At 69.3% G+C, this 19,393-nt stretch carries 15 protein-coding genes; 6 read left to right on the top strand and 9 right to left on the bottom strand.

The window, feature by feature from the left end; genetic code table 11:
• Nucleotides 1-58 precede the first annotated feature (58 nt).
• From K0817_RS08890 to rpsP, 4 genes are all read right to left on the bottom strand, one after another.
• Complete coding sequence (locus K0817_RS08890; RefSeq protein WP_219981108.1) at nucleotides 59-4,201, bottom strand: bifunctional nitrate reductase/sulfite reductase flavoprotein subunit alpha; 4,143 nt, start codon at nucleotides 4,199-4,201, stop codon at nucleotides 59-61.
• Between the two features lie 148 nt (nucleotides 4,202-4,349).
• Entirely contained in the window at nucleotides 4,350-4,901 is a 552-nt protein-coding gene (gene rimM, locus K0817_RS08885) for a ribosome maturation factor RimM (protein WP_253735336.1), read from the bottom strand.
• 82 nt (nucleotides 4,902-4,983) lie between these two features.
• Nucleotides 4,984-5,214, bottom strand: coding sequence for an RNA-binding protein (locus K0817_RS08880; RefSeq protein WP_168914142.1), 231 nt, complete (start codon nucleotides 5,212-5,214; stop codon nucleotides 4,984-4,986).
• 4 nt (nucleotides 5,215-5,218) lie between these two features.
• Nucleotides 5,219-5,641, bottom strand: a complete 423-nt coding sequence (gene rpsP / locus K0817_RS08875) for a 30S ribosomal protein S16 (RefSeq protein WP_219981106.1) — start codon at nucleotides 5,639-5,641, stop codon at nucleotides 5,219-5,221.
• 215 nt (nucleotides 5,642-5,856) lie between these two features.
• On the opposite strand from rpsP, the gene K0817_RS08870 reads away from it, so the two are divergent.
• Entirely contained in the window at nucleotides 5,857-7,014 is a 1,158-nt protein-coding gene (locus K0817_RS08870) for a glutamate--cysteine ligase (protein ID WP_219981105.1), read from the top strand.
• A gap of 316 nt (nucleotides 7,015-7,330) precedes the next feature.
• The gene (locus tag K0817_RS08865; RefSeq protein ID WP_253735269.1) at nucleotides 7,331-7,726 is read left to right on the top strand and encodes an endonuclease domain-containing protein; all 396 of its coding nucleotides are present in this window, start codon (nucleotides 7,331-7,333) and stop codon (nucleotides 7,724-7,726) included.
• 128 nt (nucleotides 7,727-7,854) lie between these two features.
• On the opposite strand, the gene ffh is transcribed toward K0817_RS08865, so the two are convergent.
• Together ffh and K0817_RS18705 are read right to left on the bottom strand one after the other, a co-directional pair.
• The gene (gene ffh / locus K0817_RS08860; RefSeq protein ID WP_219981104.1) at nucleotides 7,855-9,414 is read right to left on the bottom strand and encodes a signal recognition particle protein; all 1,560 of its coding nucleotides are present in this window, start codon (nucleotides 9,412-9,414) and stop codon (nucleotides 7,855-7,857) included.
• 29 nt (nucleotides 9,415-9,443) lie between these two features.
• Complete coding sequence (locus K0817_RS18705; protein ID WP_219981103.1) at nucleotides 9,444-10,439, bottom strand: TetR family transcriptional regulator; 996 nt, start codon at nucleotides 10,437-10,439, stop codon at nucleotides 9,444-9,446.
• Between K0817_RS18705 and lipB the strand changes: the two genes are divergently transcribed.
• Together lipB and lipA are read left to right on the top strand one after the other, a co-directional pair.
• On the top strand, nucleotides 10,324-11,178 hold the full coding sequence (gene lipB, locus K0817_RS08850) for a lipoyl(octanoyl) transferase LipB (protein WP_308211897.1): 855 nt from the start codon (nucleotides 10,324-10,326) through the stop codon (nucleotides 11,176-11,178). The two genes, K0817_RS18705 and lipB, sit on opposite strands and share 116 nt — an antisense overlap.
• A complete protein-coding gene (gene lipA / locus K0817_RS08845) occupies nucleotides 11,175-12,203 on the top strand; it encodes a lipoyl synthase (protein WP_219981101.1) in 1,029 nt (342 codons plus the stop codon). Before lipB ends, lipA begins: the two co-directional genes overlap by 4 nt.
• Nucleotides 12,204-12,223: 20 nt before the next feature.
• Here lipA and K0817_RS08840 read toward each other — a convergent pair whose 3' ends face one another.
• Together K0817_RS08840 and ftsY are read right to left on the bottom strand one after the other, a co-directional pair.
• The gene (locus K0817_RS08840) at nucleotides 12,224-12,724 is read right to left on the bottom strand and encodes a DUF2004 domain-containing protein (RefSeq protein ID WP_219981100.1); all 501 of its coding nucleotides are present in this window, start codon (nucleotides 12,722-12,724) and stop codon (nucleotides 12,224-12,226) included.
• A gap of 77 nt (nucleotides 12,725-12,801) precedes the next feature.
• On the bottom strand, nucleotides 12,802-13,674 hold the full coding sequence (gene ftsY / locus K0817_RS08835; RefSeq protein WP_219981099.1) for a signal recognition particle-docking protein FtsY: 873 nt from the start codon (nucleotides 13,672-13,674) through the stop codon (nucleotides 12,802-12,804).
• Between the two features lie 109 nt (nucleotides 13,675-13,783).
• Here ftsY and K0817_RS08830 point away from each other — a divergent pair, with 109 nt between their 5' ends.
• Nucleotides 13,784-14,998 (top strand): hypothetical protein, encoded by a 1,215-nt coding sequence (locus tag K0817_RS08830; RefSeq protein ID WP_219981098.1) that lies wholly within the window; start codon nucleotides 13,784-13,786, stop codon nucleotides 14,996-14,998.
• 7 nt (nucleotides 14,999-15,005) lie between these two features.
• Here K0817_RS08830 and smc read toward each other — a convergent pair whose 3' ends face one another.
• A complete protein-coding gene (smc, locus tag K0817_RS08825; protein WP_219981097.1) occupies nucleotides 15,006-18,578 on the bottom strand; it encodes a chromosome segregation protein SMC in 3,573 nt (1,190 codons plus the stop codon).
• Between the two features lie 480 nt (nucleotides 18,579-19,058).
• Between smc and K0817_RS08820 the strand changes: the two genes are divergently transcribed.
• Nucleotides 19,059-19,316 (top strand): hypothetical protein, encoded by a 258-nt coding sequence (locus K0817_RS08820; protein WP_219981096.1) that lies wholly within the window; start codon nucleotides 19,059-19,061, stop codon nucleotides 19,314-19,316.
• Nucleotides 19,317-19,393: the final 77 nt, after the last annotated feature.

Genomic DNA, 19,393 nt, shown 5'->3' with positions numbered 1-19,393 from the left:
CCACTGAGCGCACGACAGAGCGGATGCCTCGAACCGCGGCATCCGCTCTCGTGTGCGCTCAGTACACGTCTCGCGCGTAGCGCTTGTCGGCGACGAGCCGCTGGCGGTACTCGATCGCATCTTCCTCGTTCATGCCGCCGTGCTGCTGGGCGATGGTGACGATGGTCGCGTCGACATCCTTTGCCATGCGCGTGGCATCGCCGCACACATAGAGATGGGCGCCCTCCTCGAGCCAGCGCCACACCTGCGCGCCGTGCTCGATCATGCGGTCCTGCACGTAGATCTTCTGACGCTGATCGCGGGAGAAGGCGAGGTCGAGCCGAGTGAGGAACCCGTCCTCACGCATCGCCTCGAACTCATCGCGGTAGTAGAAGTCACTGGCCTCGTGTTGCTCACCGAAGAACAGCCAGTTGCGACCCGTGTGGCCGTCGGCGCGACGGTCGTGGAGAAAGCCGCGGAACGGCGCGACGCCGGTGCCCGGGCCGATCATGATCATGGGCGTGTCGGATGAGGCCGGCGGGCGGAAGCCGGGCGACCGCTGCAGATAGACATCGGCCGACCCCGCCGCCCCGTCCGCGAGGAACGTCGAGCAGACGCCGCCGCGCGCCCGACCGGACTCCGTTTCGAAGCGCAGCACCGAGACGGTGAGCTCGACGGTGTCGGGATCCATCTTGGGACTGGATGAGATCGAGTACTGGCGCGGCTGCAGGCGCTTGAGCACGCCCGCCCACTCGTCTGCGGTCGCCTGCACCGGGAAGTCCCGCACCAGGTCGACCGCCTGCTGGCTCCACAGGAACTGTTCGAGCCTCGCCTTGTTCTCGCGGCGCAGCAGCGCCGCGAGCGTGCTGTCGCCGCTGCGCTCCGCGATGAAGCGCACCAACTCGATCGGAGTGCGCGTGATGTCCAGGCGAGTGCGCAGTGCGTCGCCGAACGAGCGCTCCTCGCCGTCGATGTCGACGATCGTGCCGCGCGGCACGCCGGTGGCCTCCAGCCATTCCGCCACGACGGCATCGCTGTTCGCGCACACGACACCCAGCGAGTCACCGGCCTCATAAGCGGCGCCCGAGCCGGCGAGGTCGAACGCGAAGCGCCGGACCTCCTTCTTGGACCCGGGCCCGCTCAGCAGATCGTTGGCCGTGAGTGCGGCACGCACCGGGTTCGCTCGTGTGAAGAGACGCCGCGTGGGCGGGGCGGTGGCGACGGCGATGGCGTTCGCCGCATCCGTCCCCTCTGCCAGCGTGTCGAGGATCTGCGCGAGCCACGCGGCCGCGGGACCTTCGAAGTCCGGCTCGAGCTCGACGCGCTGTCGCAGAGCGGTCGCGCCGAGTTCTCCGAGCCGATCATCGATCTTGCGTCCGTGGCCGCAGAAATCGTCATAGTTCGAGTCGCCCATCGCCAGCACGGCGTAGCGCAATTCCGACAGCTCGGGAGCTCCGGCGTCGTTCAGCTCGCTCCAGAAGCCCGCACCGTTGTCTGGCGGGCCGCCGTCACCGAACGTCGACGTGATGACGAGCAGTCGCCGCACCGTCGCGAGCTCCGCTGCCCGCAGGTCGCTCATGCTCACCGCGCGGGCGGGGATCCCGCGCGCGGCCAGCGCCGCGGCCGCCGTGGCTGCGAACTCCTCTGCATTGCCGGTCTGCGAGGCCCACAGCACGACGACCTCGTCGACGGCGCCGGAGCCTGGCATCCCGTCGCCCTCGGCCGTGCGGGCGTATGCACCCGCGAGCACACCGTCGAACCACGATCGGACCAAGGCACGCAGCGGGGCCTCCGCGGGCAGCACCGGCACCTGCCCCGGCGCGAGCGCGCGCGAGCGTACGGTCGAGAGAAAGCCGGCGAGGTACGCGCCCTCCAGCTCGGTCGGATTCGGAGCGGCAGTGACGTCGACGCCGACGCGGCCGAGGGCGCGATCCGCAGACGCCGGGTCGCCCGTCGCCTCGGCGGCGGCGTCCGCCGGGCTCGAGGACGCCGCGGCGGGGGCGATGCGGCGCAAGGTCACGGCAGCGAACTTGAGTTCCGGCTGCGCCGAATGCGGGTCGACCGCGTCGCTGGTGACGGCGTTGACGGTGACGTACTCACCGTGCTCGTCATTCCAGTGGAAGGGCGCGAACAGGTCGCCCGGGCGGACCCGCTCCGTCACGACGGCAGGCACCACGAAGCGTCCGCGACGCGACGACACCTCCACGAGGTCGCCCTCCCCGATGCCGTTCGCACCAGCATCCTCCGGGTGCAGCTCGACGAACGGTCCCGGATTCAGCTTGGTGAGCTTGGCGACCTTGCCGGTCTTGGTCATCGTGTGCCATTGGTGCGGCAGGCGCCCCGTGTTCAGCACCCACGGGAAGTCGTCGTCAGGCATCTCGGCGGGATCCATGTGCGGCCGGGGCAGGAACTGCGCCCTCCGGGACGGCGTGGCGAACGCCAGCCTCGGCACCGTGCCGTCCGCCTCCACGCGCATGGTCTGGCTGACGCCGTCGTTGAGATAGCGGATCGGATGCCGCGCGGCCTCGTCGTCGGGTGGTGCCGGCCACTGCACGGGCGCATGACGCAGCCGCTCGTACGTGACCCCGCGCACATCCCAGCCCGTCTGCGGGTTCCAGAAGCGGCGGATCTCGTCGAAGACCTCCTCGCTCGAGGCGAAGTCGAACCCCTCGGCGTATCCCATCGCTCGTGCGACTCGGCAGATCAGCAGCCAATCCGGCTGCGCGTCTCCGGGCGCGGGCACCACCTCTTTCACGAGAGTCATGGTGCGGTCGCTGCTGACCGTCACGCCATCGGATTCCACCCACAGCGTCGCCGGCAACAGGATGTCGGCGTACGCGTTGGTGGCGGTCTCGGTGTAGACATCCTGCGCGATGACGAGCTCAGCCGATTCCAGCGCCTCGATGACGGTCTTGCGGTTCGCCACCGACGCGACCGGGTTGGTGCAGATGATCCAGGCCGCCTTGATCTCGCCCCCGGCCATGCGCCGGTACAAGTCGATGGTGCCGTTGCCGGCCTCCTCCCGGATGGTGCCGGGTTCGAGTCCCCACGCCCGCTCGACGAAGGCGCGGTCGTCGGGGCTGAAGACCGCGCGTTGCCCAGGCAGTCCGGGACCCATGTAGCCCATCTCGCGGCCGCCCATCGCATTGGGCTGCCCGGTGAGCGAGAACGGTCCGCTGCCGGGCCTGCAGATGGCGCCGGTGGCGAGGTGCAGGTTGCAGATCGCGTTCGTGCTCCAGGTGCCGTGGGTGGACTGGTTGAGCCCCATGGTCCACAGGGTCATCCACTCCCCGGCCTCGCCGATCCAGCGGGCGGCTGTGCGGATGTCGTCTTCGGTCAGACCCGTGAGCTCCGCCACGCGTGCCGGTGGATAGTCCGCGAGGAACGCGGTCATCTGCTCCCACCCCTCGGTATGGGCGGCGATGAAGTCAGCGTCGATGTCGCCGGCCTCGACGAGCAGGTGCAGCAGGCCGTTGAGCAGCGCAAGGTCGGTTCCGGGCGCGATCTGCAGGTACAGGTCGGCGCGGTCGGCGGTCGCCGTGCGGCGCGGATCGACCACGATCAGTCGCGCGCCCTTTTTCAACCGGTCGGCCATCCGCAGGAACACGATGGGATGGCAGTCGGCGGCATTGGAGCCGATGACGAAGAAGAGGTCGGCGCGGTCGAGGTCCTCGTACGAGCCCGGGGGGCCGTCCGCGCCCAGCGACTGCTTGTAGCCCGTGCCGGCCGATGCCATGCACAGACGTGAGTTGGACTCGATGTGGATGCCGCGCACATACCCCTTCACGAGCTTGTTCGCGAGGTACTGGGCCTCGATGCTCATCTGACCCGATACATACAGCGCCACCGCGTCGGGCCCGTGCTCGTCGACGATCGCGCGGAGTCTGCGCCCGGCATCCGCCACCGCCTCGTCGAGAGGAACCGGCACCGCGTCCTCGCCCCGCCCCGGACGGATGTGCGCGGTCGTCATCCGGCCGGGCGACCGCATCAGATCCGCGTGGGTGGCGCCTTTCGTGCACAGCCGACCGCTGTTCGTGGGATGCGCCGTGTCACCCGAGACCTTCGCGATGGAGAGGGCATGCCCTGGCCCGCCACCGGTCGTCGTCACGGTGATGCCGCACCCGACCCCGCAGTACGAGCACACCGTGCGGACGGCACCCGGGCGCGCGTCTTCCGCCGGCCGGGTGGCCGGAGAACCTGGAAGACCTGCGGCTGCGCCCATGCCTCCGATGATCCGCCACGGAGGTTCCGGGACGTTTCCCGCCGTGTTTCCCGCAGATCACATCTGCTGCACGCGGCCGTCCGCTTCGAAGTGAGCCTGCTCAGGCCTCGTCGGACGCGCTCTCGGCGGGATGCTCGGGCTCGGGCCGCTAGTCGTCGCCGTCGGCGGGGAGGTCTTCGAACAGTCCGGGGGGCGGAGTGACGACGACGCGGCCGGCGGCCACGTCGACCTCGGGGACGATCGCCTTGACGAACGGCACGAGCACTTCGTCGTCGGAGGCGGCCGAGCCCCCGGAACGCCGGACGATCAGCAGGTCCTGCGCAGGAAAGTGCTCGACACGCACGACGCGCCCGACCGAGACGCCGTCGCGGACCACGTCGAGACCGACCAGTTGGTGATCGAACCACGCGTCGTCTTCGGTGGGCGCGGAGTCGGCGTCTTCGTCCACCCAGAGGATCGCGCGGATCAGCTCCTCAGCCGCACTGCGGTCCTCGACGCCTTCGAAGAAGGCGACGGGGTGGCTGTTCATCCACTTGAACTCGCGGACCGTCAGCGGCTTACCGTGCCACGGCGACGATTCGGGCACCTGCAGGGTGAACGTGGCGCCGGGAACGAAGCGCCCGTCGGGATCGTCGGTGTAGAGCTCGAGCTTGATCGCACCCTTGAGCCCGTGTGCCTTGACGAGCCGACCGACCCGCAGCTGCGTCTTGCCGGCCGGCGGCGTGCTCTTGGGCGGCGTCGATGCAGCGCCTGGCTGCGTCGAGGCCTCTTCGTCCGTCACCTCAGTCGTCCGCGACGTCGACGCGGACACGGCGCCCGTCGGCGAGCGAGCCGATGAGGGTGCGCAGGGCTTTGGCCGTGCGGCCGCCGCGCCCGATCACGCGACCCCGGTCATCGGGGTGGACGTGCACCTCGAGGACGTCACCTCGCGGCGACGTCGAGGAGTCGATGCGCACAGCGTCCGGGTGATCCACGATCCCCTTGACGACGTGCTCGAGCGCGGCGGCGAGCAACGGACTACGCCTCGGTCGACTCGACGGCCTCAGAGGCCGCGTCGTCGGCGGGAGCCGCGGCGGGCTCCTCGGTCTTCTTGGCCTTGGGCTTGACGACCGACTTCTTGGCGGAGTCGATCTCGAAGGGCTGCTTCGCCTCGGCGGTCTTCACGGTCGACACCGCGTTCGCGTCGCCCTTGAAGCGGCCCCAGTCGCCTGTGAGCTTGAGCAGGGCGCGGACCTGCTCGGTCGGCTGGGCGCCGACGCCGAGCCAGTACTGCGCGCGCTCGGAGTCGACCTCGATCAGCGACGGCTCCTCGGTGGGGTGGTACTTGCCGATCTCTTCGATGACACGGCCATCGCGCTTGGTGCGCGAGTCGGCCACGACGATGCGGTAGTACGGCGCACGGATCTTGCCGAGGCGCTTGAGACGGATCTTGACAGCCACGATTCTCCTGAATGTGTGGAAAGTGAACGAACCTTGTCGCCTGGAGCGTGGGGTGCACACCCGGCGGAAGCTCTGAGGAGGATCAGCACGCTGGATAGAGGGTCGAGCGGCCGGTCCGACCCTTTATTCTGCCAGATGCTCCTGCCGGTCGCGAACCGACGACGATCCGCCCCGCCCAGCCCGGCGCCGACGGGTACTCATGCCACAATGTGCGGATGACGGTGCCCTTCGCGACATCCGCCCGTTCCTCCGTCGGGCTGGAGTGGGAGATCATGCTCGCTGACGTCGAGACCGGCGATCTGGCCCCGCGGGCACCCGAGATCCTCGAGACGGTCGAAGAGGCATCCGCGCTGGAGCGATACACCGTGACCGGGGAGCTCCTCACCAACACGGTCGAAGTGACCAGTGGCGTCGGAGACACCGTGGCCGCCGCCGTGGACGACATCGCCGACGCCATCGCCGCCGTCCGCACGTTCGCCGACCCGCACGGTATCGACCTGCTGTGCGCGGGAAGCCACCCGTTCGCGCAGTGGTACGACCAGCAGGTGACCGACAAGACGCGTTACCTCAAACTCATCGAGCGCACTCAGTGGTGGGGGCGCAACATGATGATCTGGGGCATCCACGTCCACGTCGGCGTCGACGACGTCAACAAGGTCTTCCCCATCATCAACGCCCTGTCGGTGTACCTGCCGCACCTGCAGGCGCTGTCGGCTTCGAGCCCGTTCTGGGCAGGGGAGCGCACCGGCTACGCCTCGAACCGCGCGCTGGTTTTCCAGCAGCTGCCGACCGCCGGTCTGCCCTGGCCGCTCCAGGACTGGTCGCAGTTCGAGCGGTATCTCGACGACATGGTGGGCACCGGGGTGATCGAGGATGTCACCGAGGTGCGGTGGGACATCCGTCCCGCTCCCCGATGGGGGACGATCGAGGTGCGGGCGTGCGACGGCATGTCGACGCTGCCAGAACTCGCCGCGGTCGCGGCGCTCGTGCAGGTGCTGGTCGAGATGTTCTCCCGGCGACTCGACGAAGGACTGCCGCTGGAGACGATCCGGCCCTGGTTCACCCGCGAGAACAAGTGGCGTGCGGCCCGGTACGGCCTCGATGCCCGGGTGATCGTCGACCAGCAAGGCACCCAGCGCCCGGTCGTCGAGCACCTGCGCGAGACCCTGGAGCAGGTCGCCGACATCGCGGTCGAGCTGAAGTGCGCGCGCGAGCTCGCCGGCATCGAGACGATCCTCACCGAGGGTGCGAGTTACTCTCGACAACTCGCGGTCGCCGACGCCGCCGACGGCGACCTGCGTGCGGTGGTGAGCCACCTCGTCGGCGAGTTCCGATCCGGCCCCACTCTTCGCGACCACCTCGCCTCCAGCTGACACCAGCGCCGGACGAGCCTCGGCGCGCCGGGTTCGGCCGCGGCCGAGGAGCTTCTGCCACTCGGCCAGATCGGCCTCGCCCGCCCGCATCCGCCCGCCCGTCCGCATCCGCCCGCCCTCCCTCCCGTCCGCATCCGCCCGCCCTCCCGTGACGAGATCAGGTGATCTCACGAGCGCAGGACGACTTCCGGCGAATTGTCCTACCCCGGTGAGATCCCCTGATCTCGTGACGGTGATGACGGGATGCCCGGGGGCCCGATGCGTCAGCCCGGGCGATGCACTCGCTGTCTGGGAGTCGGCGATTCGCGCGAAGCACGTGAACCTCGTCGAGCTCCGGCGGGTGGCGTGGCGCAGTTCAGCCGCCACCGAATACGCGCAGGTCGCCGGGGATTTGTCCGACTCCGGCTTGGAGACGCGCTTCGTCCATGGCCTTCGCCTCGTCGGCGTGAAGGTCCGGCAGCCGGTGAGGATCGATGGTCATGCGATCGACGGTGTCATCGGCCGATCGTTGCTGGTGCAGCTCGACGGCTTCGAGTTTCACAGTTCGGCGGCAGCGCGTCGACGCGATCTCGAAGCGGACGCGCGACTCGCACTCCTGGGCTACACGGTGCTGCGGTTCGACTATGCCCAGGTGTTCTTCCAGTGGGAGCACGTGGTCGACACGATTCTGAGGGCCATCGCCCAGCGCCTGCATCTTCGCGAGATCAGGTGATTTCATGAGCGCAGGACGATTCGGCGCAGATCGTCCTACCTCGGTGAGATCACCTGATTTCGCGCAGGCCGAGGCGGATGCTTCGCCCGCCGCGGCATCGCTGCCCCCTCAGCATCCGAACCGGGAGGTCAGCCGCGGCCGAGGAGCTTCTGCAGCTCAGCCAGATCGGCCTCGCTCGGTGCGCCCTGCGACGCGCCGCCCAAGCCGAAGCCGGATCCCGTCGGAGCCTGCGGAGTCTGTGCGATGCCCGCGTTCTCAGCCGCGCGCTTGGCGGGGTTGCCGGACCGCGATCCCTTCGCCTTCTGCTGCTTGCCCCGCTTGGATGAGGCACCGGGACGACCGGCGCCGGGCACCGGGCCCATTCCTGGAATGTTCGGCACGCCGCCGCGGGCGACCGTCTTCATCATCTTCGCGGCCTGCTCGAAGCGCTGCACGAGCTGGTTCACGTCCGTCACGGTCATGCCGGAACCCCGGGCGATGCGCAAGCGCCGCGAGCCGTTGAGCACCTTCGGGTTGCGCCGCTCCCCCGGCGTCATCGACCGGATGATGGCCTCCGTGCGGTCGATCTCGCGCTCGTCGAAGTTCTCGAGCTGATCCTTCATGGACCCCATGCCCGGGAGCATCCCGAGCATCTTCTTCATGGAGCCCATCTTCTTCATCTGCTGCATCTGCTCGAGGAAGTCCTCGAGCGTGAAGGTCTCGCTGGCGAGCTTCTCGGCGACCTTCATCGCCTCTTCCTCGTCGAAGGCCTGCTGGGCCTGCTCGATGAGGGTCAGGATGTCGCCCAGGTCGAGGATGCGCGACGCCATGCGGTCGGGGTGGAACGCCTCGAGGTCGTCGAGGCCTTCACCGGTGGACGCGTAGATGATGGGCCGGCCGGTGACCGACGCGACCGACAGTGCAGCGCCACCTCGGGCGTCGCCGTCGAGCTTCGAGAGCACCACCCCGGTGAAGTCGACCCCATCCTGGAAGGCCTTGGCCGTGTTGACGGCATCCTGTCCGATCATCGCGTCGATGACGAACAGCACCTCATCCGGCTCGGTGGCCTTGCGGATGTCGGCTGCCTGCTTCATGAGCTCGGCGTCGACGCCGAGGCGGCCCGCGGTGTCGATGATCACGACGTCGTGCTGCTGGCGGCGGGCGACCTCGACGCCGTCGCGTGCGACGCGCACCGGGTCTCCGACGCCATTGCCCGGTTCGGGGGCGTAGATCGCGGCACCGGCGCGCTCGGCAACGACCTGCAGCTGGTTGACCGCGTTCGGCCGCTGCAGATCGGCGGCGACGAGGAGCGGCGTATGGCCGTCCTTCTCGAGCTGGTGCGCGAGCTTGCCGGCGAATGTCGTCTTTCCCGAGCCCTGCAGTCCCGCGAGCATGATCACCGTCGGTGGGTTCTTCGCGAACTGCAGGCGGCGCTGCTCGCCGCCGAGGATCGCCACGAGCTCCTCATTGACGATCTGCACGACCTGCTGCGCCGGGTTGAGTGCCCGGTTGACCTCGTCGCCCAGTGCCCGCTCGCGCACCTTCGCGGTGAAGTCCTTGACGACCGGCAGCGCCACGTCCGCGTCCAGCAGCGCGCGCCGGATCTCGCGGACGGTGCCGTCGACGTCCGCGGGCGTGAGCTGCCCCTTCTTGCGGAGGTTGCGGAAGGTCTCGGTGAGCCGGTCGGAGAGAGTGCCGAAAGTCGCCATGATCCCCCGATTCTACGCGAGCGAAAACGTCAGTCCGCCGGTCCGAGTTCTTGGAACAGCGTCACCTGCAGCCCTGCCGGGCCGCGCAGGCGGGCATTGATCGAGCGCCAGGGCGTCTCGCGAGCGGATGCCTCCACCTCAGCTCCCGCGTCAGCGAGGCGTCGCGACGCCGCGGTGGTGTCGTCGACCTCGAACGCGAGGCGGATGCGCTCGCTCGGGGCATCCCCATCGGTCTCGACGCGATCGATGAAGTCGACCTGCGCGGGATTGGACAGCTCGAGCGTCGCGCGGCCGGCGTCGAGGATCGCGACCCGGGCCCCGCCGTCCGCCTCGTAGGCCTCGCTCAGCGGCATGCCCACGACATCGCGGTAGAAGCTCAGCGCGTCCTCGAAGTCCGGCGCGCGCACGACCACCCGGAGCTGGTGCACCGAGCCGGCGACCAGCGGCACGGACACCGACGCCGCCGCGTCCGCCGCACGCGTCAGGAACCGTTCGAGAGAGGTCATGCCCGCACCGTCGTGCGCCCAGGCCTCGATGGCCGCCAGCACGGCGCCGCCCCATGCGGCACCCGCGACCTCGGCATGGAGCCGGTCGGCACCGCCGCGCACGAGGTACTCCGTCACCGCCCGCAGGATCCGCGAACGCCGGACGGATGCCTCGCGTTCGAGCTCGGGAGCCAGCCCCATGGCGGCAGCGTTGACGATGCCCAGCGCCAGACTGTCGGGCGCGAAGTCCTTGGCGATGGCGAGCACGTGGGCTCGCACGCCCGAGGCGGCGCGCTTCCCGTCCTCCTCCGCGAGGAGCTGCTCGAAGGCGGCGATGCGGTCGTCCAGCCCGGCCCAGAGGATGTCGGACTTCGACGAGAAGTAGTTGAAGAAGCTCGAGCGACTGACGCCGGCTCGGCTGGTGATGTCGGCGATGGAGGTGTCCTCGAATCCCTGCTCGAGGAAGAGCTCGCACGCGGCCTCGGCGAGAGTCTCCCTCGACGAGGCTTTGGGTCGTCCCACGCGTCCGCTGTTGGTCACGTCGCCACGCTACCGGGCACGCCGGCTCACAGCATCCGACTCCCGCCGTCGGGGGTATTGTTGGACGCGATCCACCAATCGCCACAAGCGAAGGAGCATGATGCTCGAGATCCAGACGGTCGGCCTCGCGCCCGACCTCGTGCCGTACCTCGACGGATGGGACCTGCAGCGCCGCGTGCACGCCGGCGTCGTCGCCGGTGAGCGCCCCGACACGCTGCTGCTGCTCGAGCACGAAGCCGTCTACACGGCCGGAAAGCGCACCGAGGCGCACGAGCGACCCACCGACGGCACGCCCGTCATCGACGTCGACCGCGGGGGCAAGATCACCTGGCACGGTCCCGGGCAGCTCGTCGGCTATCCGATCGTCCGCCTGCCCGAACCCGTCGACGTCGTCGCCCACGTGCGCCGCATCGAGCGCCTGCTCATCGAAGCGCTGCACGCCCACGGCGTGGACGGCTATCAGGTCGACGGCCGCAGCGGCGTGTGGGTGCGTCGACCACTGTCAGAAGACAAGGTGGCCGCGATCGGCGTCCGGGTCGAGAAGGGCGTCACGATGCATGGGTTCGCCGTCAACTGCGACAACTCCCTCGCCGGCTTCCGCGGCATCATCCCGTGCGGGATCACGGATGCCGGGGTGACGACCATCAGCGAGGTGGTCGGCGCCGAGATCTCCCCACGGGATGTGATCGCCACCGTCTCACGCGTGTTCGAAGCCGACTTCGCGGCGGTGCCGGCATGAGCGCCTGCGGACCCGGTCAGGCCTCGACGCCCGCGAGCGGTCCTGAGGGCCGCAAGCTGCTGCGCCTGGAGGTGCGCAACGCGCAGACCCCCATCGAGCGCAAACCCGAGTGGATCAAGACGAAGGCGAAGATGGGCCCCGAGTATCAGGCTCTGCACTCGCTGGTGAAGACCGAGGACCTGCACACGGTGTGCCAGGAGGCGGGCTGCCCCAACATCTACGAGTGCTGGGAGGACCGCGAGGCGACGTTCCTCATCGGCGGCTCGCAGTGCACGCGGCGGTGCGACTTCTGCCAGATCGACACCGGCAAGCCGGCAGACTACGACGTCGACGAGCCGCGCCGTGTCGCTGAGAGCGTCGTGCGCATGAATCTGCGGTACGCCACCGTCACCGGCGTCGCGCGCGACGATCTGCCCGACGGCGGCGCATGGCTGCACGCCGAGACGGTCCGCCAGATCCACGCGCAGAACCCGAACACCGGGGTTGAGATCCTGGCGACCGACTTCAACGGTGACCCTGCCCTGCTGGGCGAGGTCTTCGACTCGCGGCCCGAGGTTTTCGCCCACAACGTCGAGACCGTGCCGCGCATCTTCAAGCGCATCCGTCCCGCGTTCCGCTACGAGCGCTCACTCGACGTTCTGACGCAAGCACGCGATGCGGGACTGATCACGAAGTCGAACCTCATCCTCGGCATGGGGGAGGAACCCGAGGAGGTCGTGCAGGCGCTGCAGGACCTGCACGACGCCGGAACCGACATCATCACGATCACGCAGTACCTGCGGCCGACGCCCCGGCATCTGCCGGTCGCGCGGTGGGTCAAGCCGCAGGAGTTCGTCGAGTTCAAGGACGAGGCCGAGCGCATCGGTTTCCTCGGCGTGCTCGCCGGGCCACTCGTGCGCTCCTCGTATCGCGCCGGGCGCCTATGGGCGCAGTCGATGGTGTCGAAAGGGCTCGATATCCCCACGCATCTGGCGCATATCGCCGAGGACGTGCACGTCGAGCGAGGTTTCGCGCAGGCCGTGTAGCGGACCGGCTTCGCCCCGGTTCAGTCCGCGCTGGTCACCGACAGCACGTCGCCGTCGGATCCGAGGTTGACCAGCAGCACGTCATCGGTGGCGTCGGGATCGAGCGCGTACTCGAGCACCGCGAAAGGATCGGATCCGCCGTGCTCGTCGGCGAGGATCGTCATGCTCATCAGCTGAAGCGAGCGGATGACGTCGATCTGGACGTCGCCCGAGATGTCGACGAGCGCATCGTCCAGCGCTTCGCCGAACGACTCCTGCTGCTGCAGGATGTACTCGGTCACCTCGCTGGTGCGGTCGCTGAGCTCGTTGACCATCGCGTTGCGCGCGCTGCGGTCGATCGCCTCCAGCGACGAGATCAGACCGGCCGCGACATCCAGCGCCGCTTCCGACACGTCGTCCTGGTCGGGTGCGGTGAGGTCCACCGTCACGGACTGATCCCCCAGTTCGACGTTCTCGGACCAGAAGATCGATCCGTCCGGTCCCGACTCGAGGAGTCCGAAGTAGTCGTGCTCGATCGCCATGCTCCTATGAAACCGCACCCGGGCGCGCACGCGATACCCCGCGCCGCGCGGAGCGCGAAGCGGTGCCCCCGGGCGGCTCAATCAACGAGCGAAGCCGCGAACACGTGCGGCGTGAAACCGGTGAGGTCGCCGATGCCCTCACCCTGCCCGAGGAGCTTGACGGGGATGCCGGTTCGCTCCTGCACGGCGAGCACGAAACCGCCCTTCGCCGACCCGTCGAGCTTGGTCAGGACGAGCCCGGTGACCCCCGCGTGCTCGAGGAACGCCTGGGCCTGCATGACGCCGTTCTGCCCCGTGGTGGCGTCGAGCACGAGCAGCACTTCGCTGATGGGCGCCTGCTTCTCGATCACGCGGCGGATCTTGGTCAGCTCGTCCATGAGCCCGCCCTTGGTGTGCAGCCGCCCGGCAGTGTCGACCAGGACGATCTCGGTACCCGTGCGCTTGGCGTAGTCGATGGTCTGGAACGCGACGGATGCCGGATCCTGGCCTTCCTGCTGGGGCCGCACGATCGCCGCTCCGCCTCGCTCTGCCCACGTGGCGAGCTGGTCGACGGCGGCGGCGCGGAAGGTATCGGCCGCACCGACGACCACCGAACGCCCGTAGCGCTGCAGGAACTTCGCGAACTTGCCGATGGTCGTCGTCTTGCCCACACCGTTCACGCCGACCACCAGCACCACGGCGGGGCGCTCGGTGAGCCGCAGCGTGGTGTCGAACTTGGCGAAATGCTCCTCCAGCGTCTCTTTGAGCATGCGCTGCAGGTCGCGCGGGTCGGTCGTGCGGAACTTCTCGACCTTCTCGCGCAGCTCGTCGACGATGCGCTCGGTGATGTCGGGGCCGAAGTCGGCCGTGAGGAGCGCAGATTCGAGATCCTCCCATGTCGTCTCGTCGATCGTGGGTTTGACGAACATCCCGCGCAGCGCGCGCCCGAGCGACCAGGAACTCTCAGCCATGCGACCAGCCTACGGTTCCGGGCGACGCCCGCCGACGTATCACCCCGCCCCCGCGAGGCCTCTCCCCTGCGGAGACACAGCCACCTCACTGCCGAGCGGAGGAAACCCGATGGACGAGAACCCGGAGGCGCTGCGCGGCGCGGATGATGCGCGCGCGCAGGCCGATGTGCTGGAGCTCCTGCGTCTTGCCCGCGGTCTGGCACGCCGCCCCGATCGCGCAGGGGCAGTCCTCCAGGAGCTCGGCTTCGAGAGCGATGGGCGCGCCGGCATGGAACGGATCCTGGGTGCACTGCGCGATGTGCGTGCACCCGTCACGGGAGTCGTGCATCCCGGTGAGTCGCCGCAGTGGCAGCCGAGCGTGCTCGCACCGGTGTTCTACGGACACGCCGACCATGGCACGGCGGACGGACTGCCGGGCCCGGTCCGCGTCTTCTACCCGTCCGTCGATGGGTCGCCGCAGGACGCGCAGATGCTCACCGGGGTCGGTCGCTATCCCGTCGTGCTGTTCCTCCACGGGCAGTGCGCCGAGCCGGAGCACTACCTCAAGTGGGATCTGGTGCCCATGCAGCTCGCTCGAAGCGGCTATGTCGTCATCGTCCCGAAGCTCTCCAGCACTCCGCCGTTCGGTGGCGGGGCCGACGCCGACTTCGATGTCGCAACATCAGCCCTGACGTGGCTGCGGACGCAGTGGGAGCACCGCGCCGAGCTGATGCCCCGGCCGATGACCGGCGTCGTCGGCCACTCGTGGGGCGCATTGCTGGGCGGTGCCGTGGCAGAGCATCTGCAAGCCCAGGGGTCTATCTCGGCGTTCGCGTCTCTCAGCGGCGGCTGGATGGAGTGGCCGCCGAACCCGCCTCGGCCGCTCGATCTCGACTTCGCGACGCTGTTCGCCTGGGGCACCGGGCAGAGTGATCTGTTCGCTCAGCTGAGCGGACCGGCGGCGGCGATCCTGGCGCAGCCGCGCGGTGCCGTGCACCACGTCGCCTTCCGCGACGGCGAGCACTTCGACTACTTCCGGGAAGGCTCGACGACGTGTGGCCGAGCGTTCCGCGGTCCTTGCAGTCTCATGAGACCGCTCGCCGCGGACTTCGTGACGACCTTCCTCTCGCACTACATGCCGCCGCAGCGGTGGAGCGCACTGGCGACGCTCATCCCGCACTCTTTGGTTCCGCCACCGCTTGATCTCACCCCGCAGCAGGAGTTCTTCGCGGGCGGGCACTTGACCGGGTTCGCGGCGATCCCGACGGCGCGCACGTGCTCTGTGACCCACGGCTGGCATCTGCCACCCTTCCTGCGCGGCTCGATCGTGCTCGGAGCGGGATGATGGCGGCTCAGCTCGCGACGCGCTCGACGATGCGCTGCCCGACGACGGCCGAGACTCCGTCCTGCCGCATCGAGACGCCGTACAGCGCGTCGGCGATCTCCATCGTGCGCTTCTGGTGCGTGATGACGATCAGCTGGCTCGAGACGCGGAGCTGCTCGAACACACCCAGCAGGCGGCCGAGGTTGGCATCGTCGAGCGCCGCCTCGACCTCGTCGAGGATGTAGAACGGGCTCGGCCGCGCTTTGAAGATCGCCGTCAGGAGGGCGACAGCGGCCAGCGACCGCTCACCGCCCGAGAGCAGCGAGAGCCGCTCGATCTTCTTCCCTACGGGGCGGACGGCGACTTCGATGCCGGTGGTCAGTGGCGAGTCCGGATCGGTGAGCGAGATGCTGCCCGTCCCGCCGGGGAACAGGATCGGGAACACCTCGCCGAAGGCGTTCTTCGTGTCCTCGAACGCCGCGAGGAAGATCGTCTGCATCCGCTCGTCGAGCTCGTCGATGATCGTGAGTAGATCCTTGCGGGTCTGGGTCAGATCGGCCAGCTGCTCGGTCATGAACTTGTGGCGCTGCTCGAGTGCCTCGAACTCCTCGAGCGCGAGAGGGTTGACCCGCCCCAGCTGCCCGAGCTTTCGCTCCGCCTCCTGCAGGCGCCGGCGCTGCTGTGCACGGTCATACGGCACGGTCGGGGGGTTCGCCGCGTCAGACGGGGGCGATCCGCCGAGGGCGTCGTCACCGACTCCCGTGGTGGCCCCCGTCTCCAGGGGAACGGGCTGATCGGGACCATATTCCGAGACGAGAATGTTTTCGTCGAGGCCGAGTTCGGAGTGCACCCGCTCGAGTAGCCCGCTGACGTGCAGTCGCTTCTCGTGAATCTGCAGCTCGAGACTGTGGACGCTCTCGGTGAGGCCGGCGAGCCGCTCACGCACCCCCGCCTCCTGGCTGCGCAACTCGCTCAGCTCGGCGGTGAGGGCGGTGCGCTCGGATTCGGCCGCGGCCAGCTCCGCCCGGGATTGGGCGAGGGAACGATCGACCGAGTCGATCACCGCCGGGAGCTGGCCTGCCACACCCGCTGCGATCTCGCGCTGGGCCCGGCGCACGACGGCTCGCCGGGCAGCCTCCGCAGCGGCTTCCTTCTCGCGTTCACGCTGGCGCTGCAGGGCCAGCACGCGCGCCTCGCCGGCGCGGATGCGCTCGCGCAGCGTCTCGACCTCCAGGCGCGCGCGCATCTCACCGTCACGCGCCTCCTCGAGCGCGGCGAGCAGACCGTCGCGCGAAGACGCGTCGAGCATCGGCCGCGGGGCCTCGAGGGCGGCGTTCAACTGATCATCGGCCGACCGGGCGGCCGACTCGGCATCTTCCACGGCGAGGGCCGCCTGCGCGACCCCGGAGGCGAGGCGCTCGCACTCCGCGACGGCCGCCTCGTGACGGACGGTCGCACGGTTGACCTGCTCGGCGTGGGCGGCCAGAGCCGCGTCATGCTCGCGCAGAGTCGTCAGAGCCGTCTTGGTGCGCTGGCGCGCCGTCTCGAGCTCGAGGGTGGCCTCCCCCAGCGCCTCGCGGAGCGAGTCCGCGATCACCGTGATCTCGTCGCGGCGGTCGGCCGCGGCATCCCTCTCGGCGGCGAGCTCGAGACGCGAGCGGGATGCTCCGGCCCCAGCCCGCAGCGAGTGCTCGGTGTACACCTCCCCGGCGCGTGTCACCACGGTGACCAGCCCGCCGCGTTCCGAACCGGTCAGCGCGGCGACGGTGCCGCGGGCGGCTTCGAGATCATCGGCCACCAGGACATGGGACAGCAGCCCGAGGACACCCGTCGGGGCCGTGACGACCGAGGTGGCCGGGACGACTCCCGGCGACTCCGGCAGGGCCACGCGTGAGGGTGCCGCGGAGGCGATCACGATGTCGACCACCCCGGCGTTCGCCGTGCGGGCGTGCCGCGCCAGCCCGAAGGCATCGTCGACGCCCTCCACGAGCACTCCCTCGGCCACGGGACCGAGCACCGCCGCGATGGCCGCCTCGAAGCCAGGCTGGACCTGCACCGAGTCGCTCACGAGCCCACGGACGCCGGCATGGCCCTGAGCGATGAGCGCAGAAGCGCCGTTCTCGACGTCGAGGGCACGACCGAGGGCCGTGGTCTGCGCCGTGAGCGCGTCTTTCTCGCGTTCGGCCGCATGCAGCCGCTCCCGCAGCGACGCGACGTTCGCCTCGACCTCGTTCGCCTCTCGCTGCGCCCGCTCGTACGCAGCGGCGTGGTCGGCAGCCGTGGTCTCGGGGATCAGGTGCGGGTCCAGCCCCGCGAGCAGCTCCTCCGCCTCAGTGCGTCGCGCGAGCGCCGCGTCCAGTGCCTTCTGCTGTCGTTCCACCGCCGCGCGCACGGCTGCAAGAGCCGAAGCCGCGGCCTCCGCGGAGCCGCGCAGCGCCGTGATGCGCATATCGTGCTCGGACACGAGGGCGCTCTGCGCGGCGATGTCCACGTCCAGCGCGTCCAGCTCCGCACGCGCTCGCACGACGTCGCGGGCCGCCTCGGCCGCGGCATCCTGCGCAGCTCCGAGGCCGTCGCCGACCGCGTCGATCTCTGCCCGCGCCTCATCGATCATCCCCTGCGAGACGGTGGTCAGCTCGATGCGCTCCTCGTCCTCGGCATCACCGAGCAACGCGAGACGCTGCCCTGCAAGGGCGTACAGCCCTCGCAGGCGCTCCTGGACGCGTTCGAGGCCATGCACGACACGACGCGCGCTGTCCACGGACTCGGAGCGCTGATCGGTTTCGAGCTGCTCGATCCGCACGCGGGCGTTGTCGAGCCGCTCCTGAAGCAGCATCCGCTCCGCGTGACGCTCCTGCTCGCTGCGTGCGTGCGAGGCGAGCTCCTCGCGCAGGCCCACGAGCTCATCCGCCAGCAGACGGGCCTTGGCGTCGCGCACGACCGCGGCGATGGTCGCCGCTTCGCGGGCGATCTCCGCCTGGCGACCGAGGGGCTTCAGCTGCCGACGCAGCTCGCCCGCCAAGTCGCTCAAGCGGGTGAGATTCGCTTCCATCGCCTCCAGCTTGCGGAGGGTCTTCTCCTTGCGCCGGCGGTGCTTGAGGATGCCGGCGGCCTCCTCGATGAAGCCCCTGCGATCTTCGGGCGTGGCCTGCAGCACGCTGTCCAGCCGGCCCTGACCGACGATCACGTGCATCTCTCGGCCGAGCCCCGAGTCGCTGAGCAATTCCTGCACGTCCAGCAGACGGCACGTCTCGCCGTTGATCGCGTACTCGCTCGCGCCGTTGCGGAACAGCGTGCGACTGATGGTCACCTCGGTGTACTCGATCGGCAGCGCTCCGTCGCTGTTGTCGATCGTCAGCTGCACCTCTGCGCGCCCGAGGGGGCCGCGCGTGGCAGTGCCGGCGAAGATGACATCCTCCATCTTGCCGCCGCGCAAGGTCTTAGCGCCCTGTTCGCCCATGACCCACGCGAGCGCGTCGACGACGTTGGACTTTCCGGACCCGTTGGGGCCGACGATGCACGTCACGCCGGGTTCCAGAGCGAAAGTCGTCGGCTGAGCGAACGACTTGAACCCTTTGAGCGTCACGCTCTTCAGGTGCATGCGATGCGCCCTCCAGCCCGGTCGATTACCCGCATACGCTACCCGAGGACACACGCGTCGCACGTCAGGCGAGCCGCGCGAGCGCGAGACGCGACACGCCCGTCGTCGCCCGAATCTGCGAGAACGCTTGACGCCGGTGTCAGAATCGCGCTACTGTCACTCTTCGCGTCTGAAGTCGAGAAAGGAGGTCCCCGATGATTCACATGAACAAGCCACGTATCGCCCCCCTTGCGGGCGGATACGCCACTGCGTTCGCACTGGGGACCGTCTCCTTGGGCGCAACGCTGAGCCGGCGATTCCCCGCCGCCATCTGACCCCCGCAGGGGAGAGCTCTGCCCGTTTCCGGGCGATCCTCCTTCGCGCCAGCCCCGTTTCCGGGACCTGAAGCGCGCCCCTGCAATCCTCCCGTCGTGCTGCGGCACGGCATCCCCGCGCCGGGCGATCGCCCGGGGCTTCCTCCCTCCTATCGAAAGAACTCGCATGAATACTCTGCTTGCGCCGCAGCGCCAATCGGGCGTCCCCGATACGCTGCGGCTTCCCAGCCGCCACACCCATATCACCCTCCTCGATCGTCTCGCCATGCGGGTCGGACTGCGCCTGCTCCTGTGGAGCACGCGCTCCGGCCGGCTGACCGACGACCGTCGCCGGCACACCGACGCGTTCCGGCGGCAGGAGACCACCGCCCTGCGCGAGCGGGCTCATCACCGCGAGGCTCTGCTCCTCGCTCCGCGCGCATGACGGCCACAGGTCCGTCGCCCGGTCGTCCGGGCGACGGACCCACCCCACCCTCCACACTTCGAACACAAGGACGCCTC

The sequence above is a fragment of the Microbacterium sp. HD4P20 genome, from assembly GCF_019449275.2.
Classification (GTDB): domain Bacteria; phylum Actinomycetota; class Actinomycetes; order Actinomycetales; family Microbacteriaceae; genus Microbacterium.
This window is presented reverse-complemented; position numbering and strand designations above follow the sequence as displayed.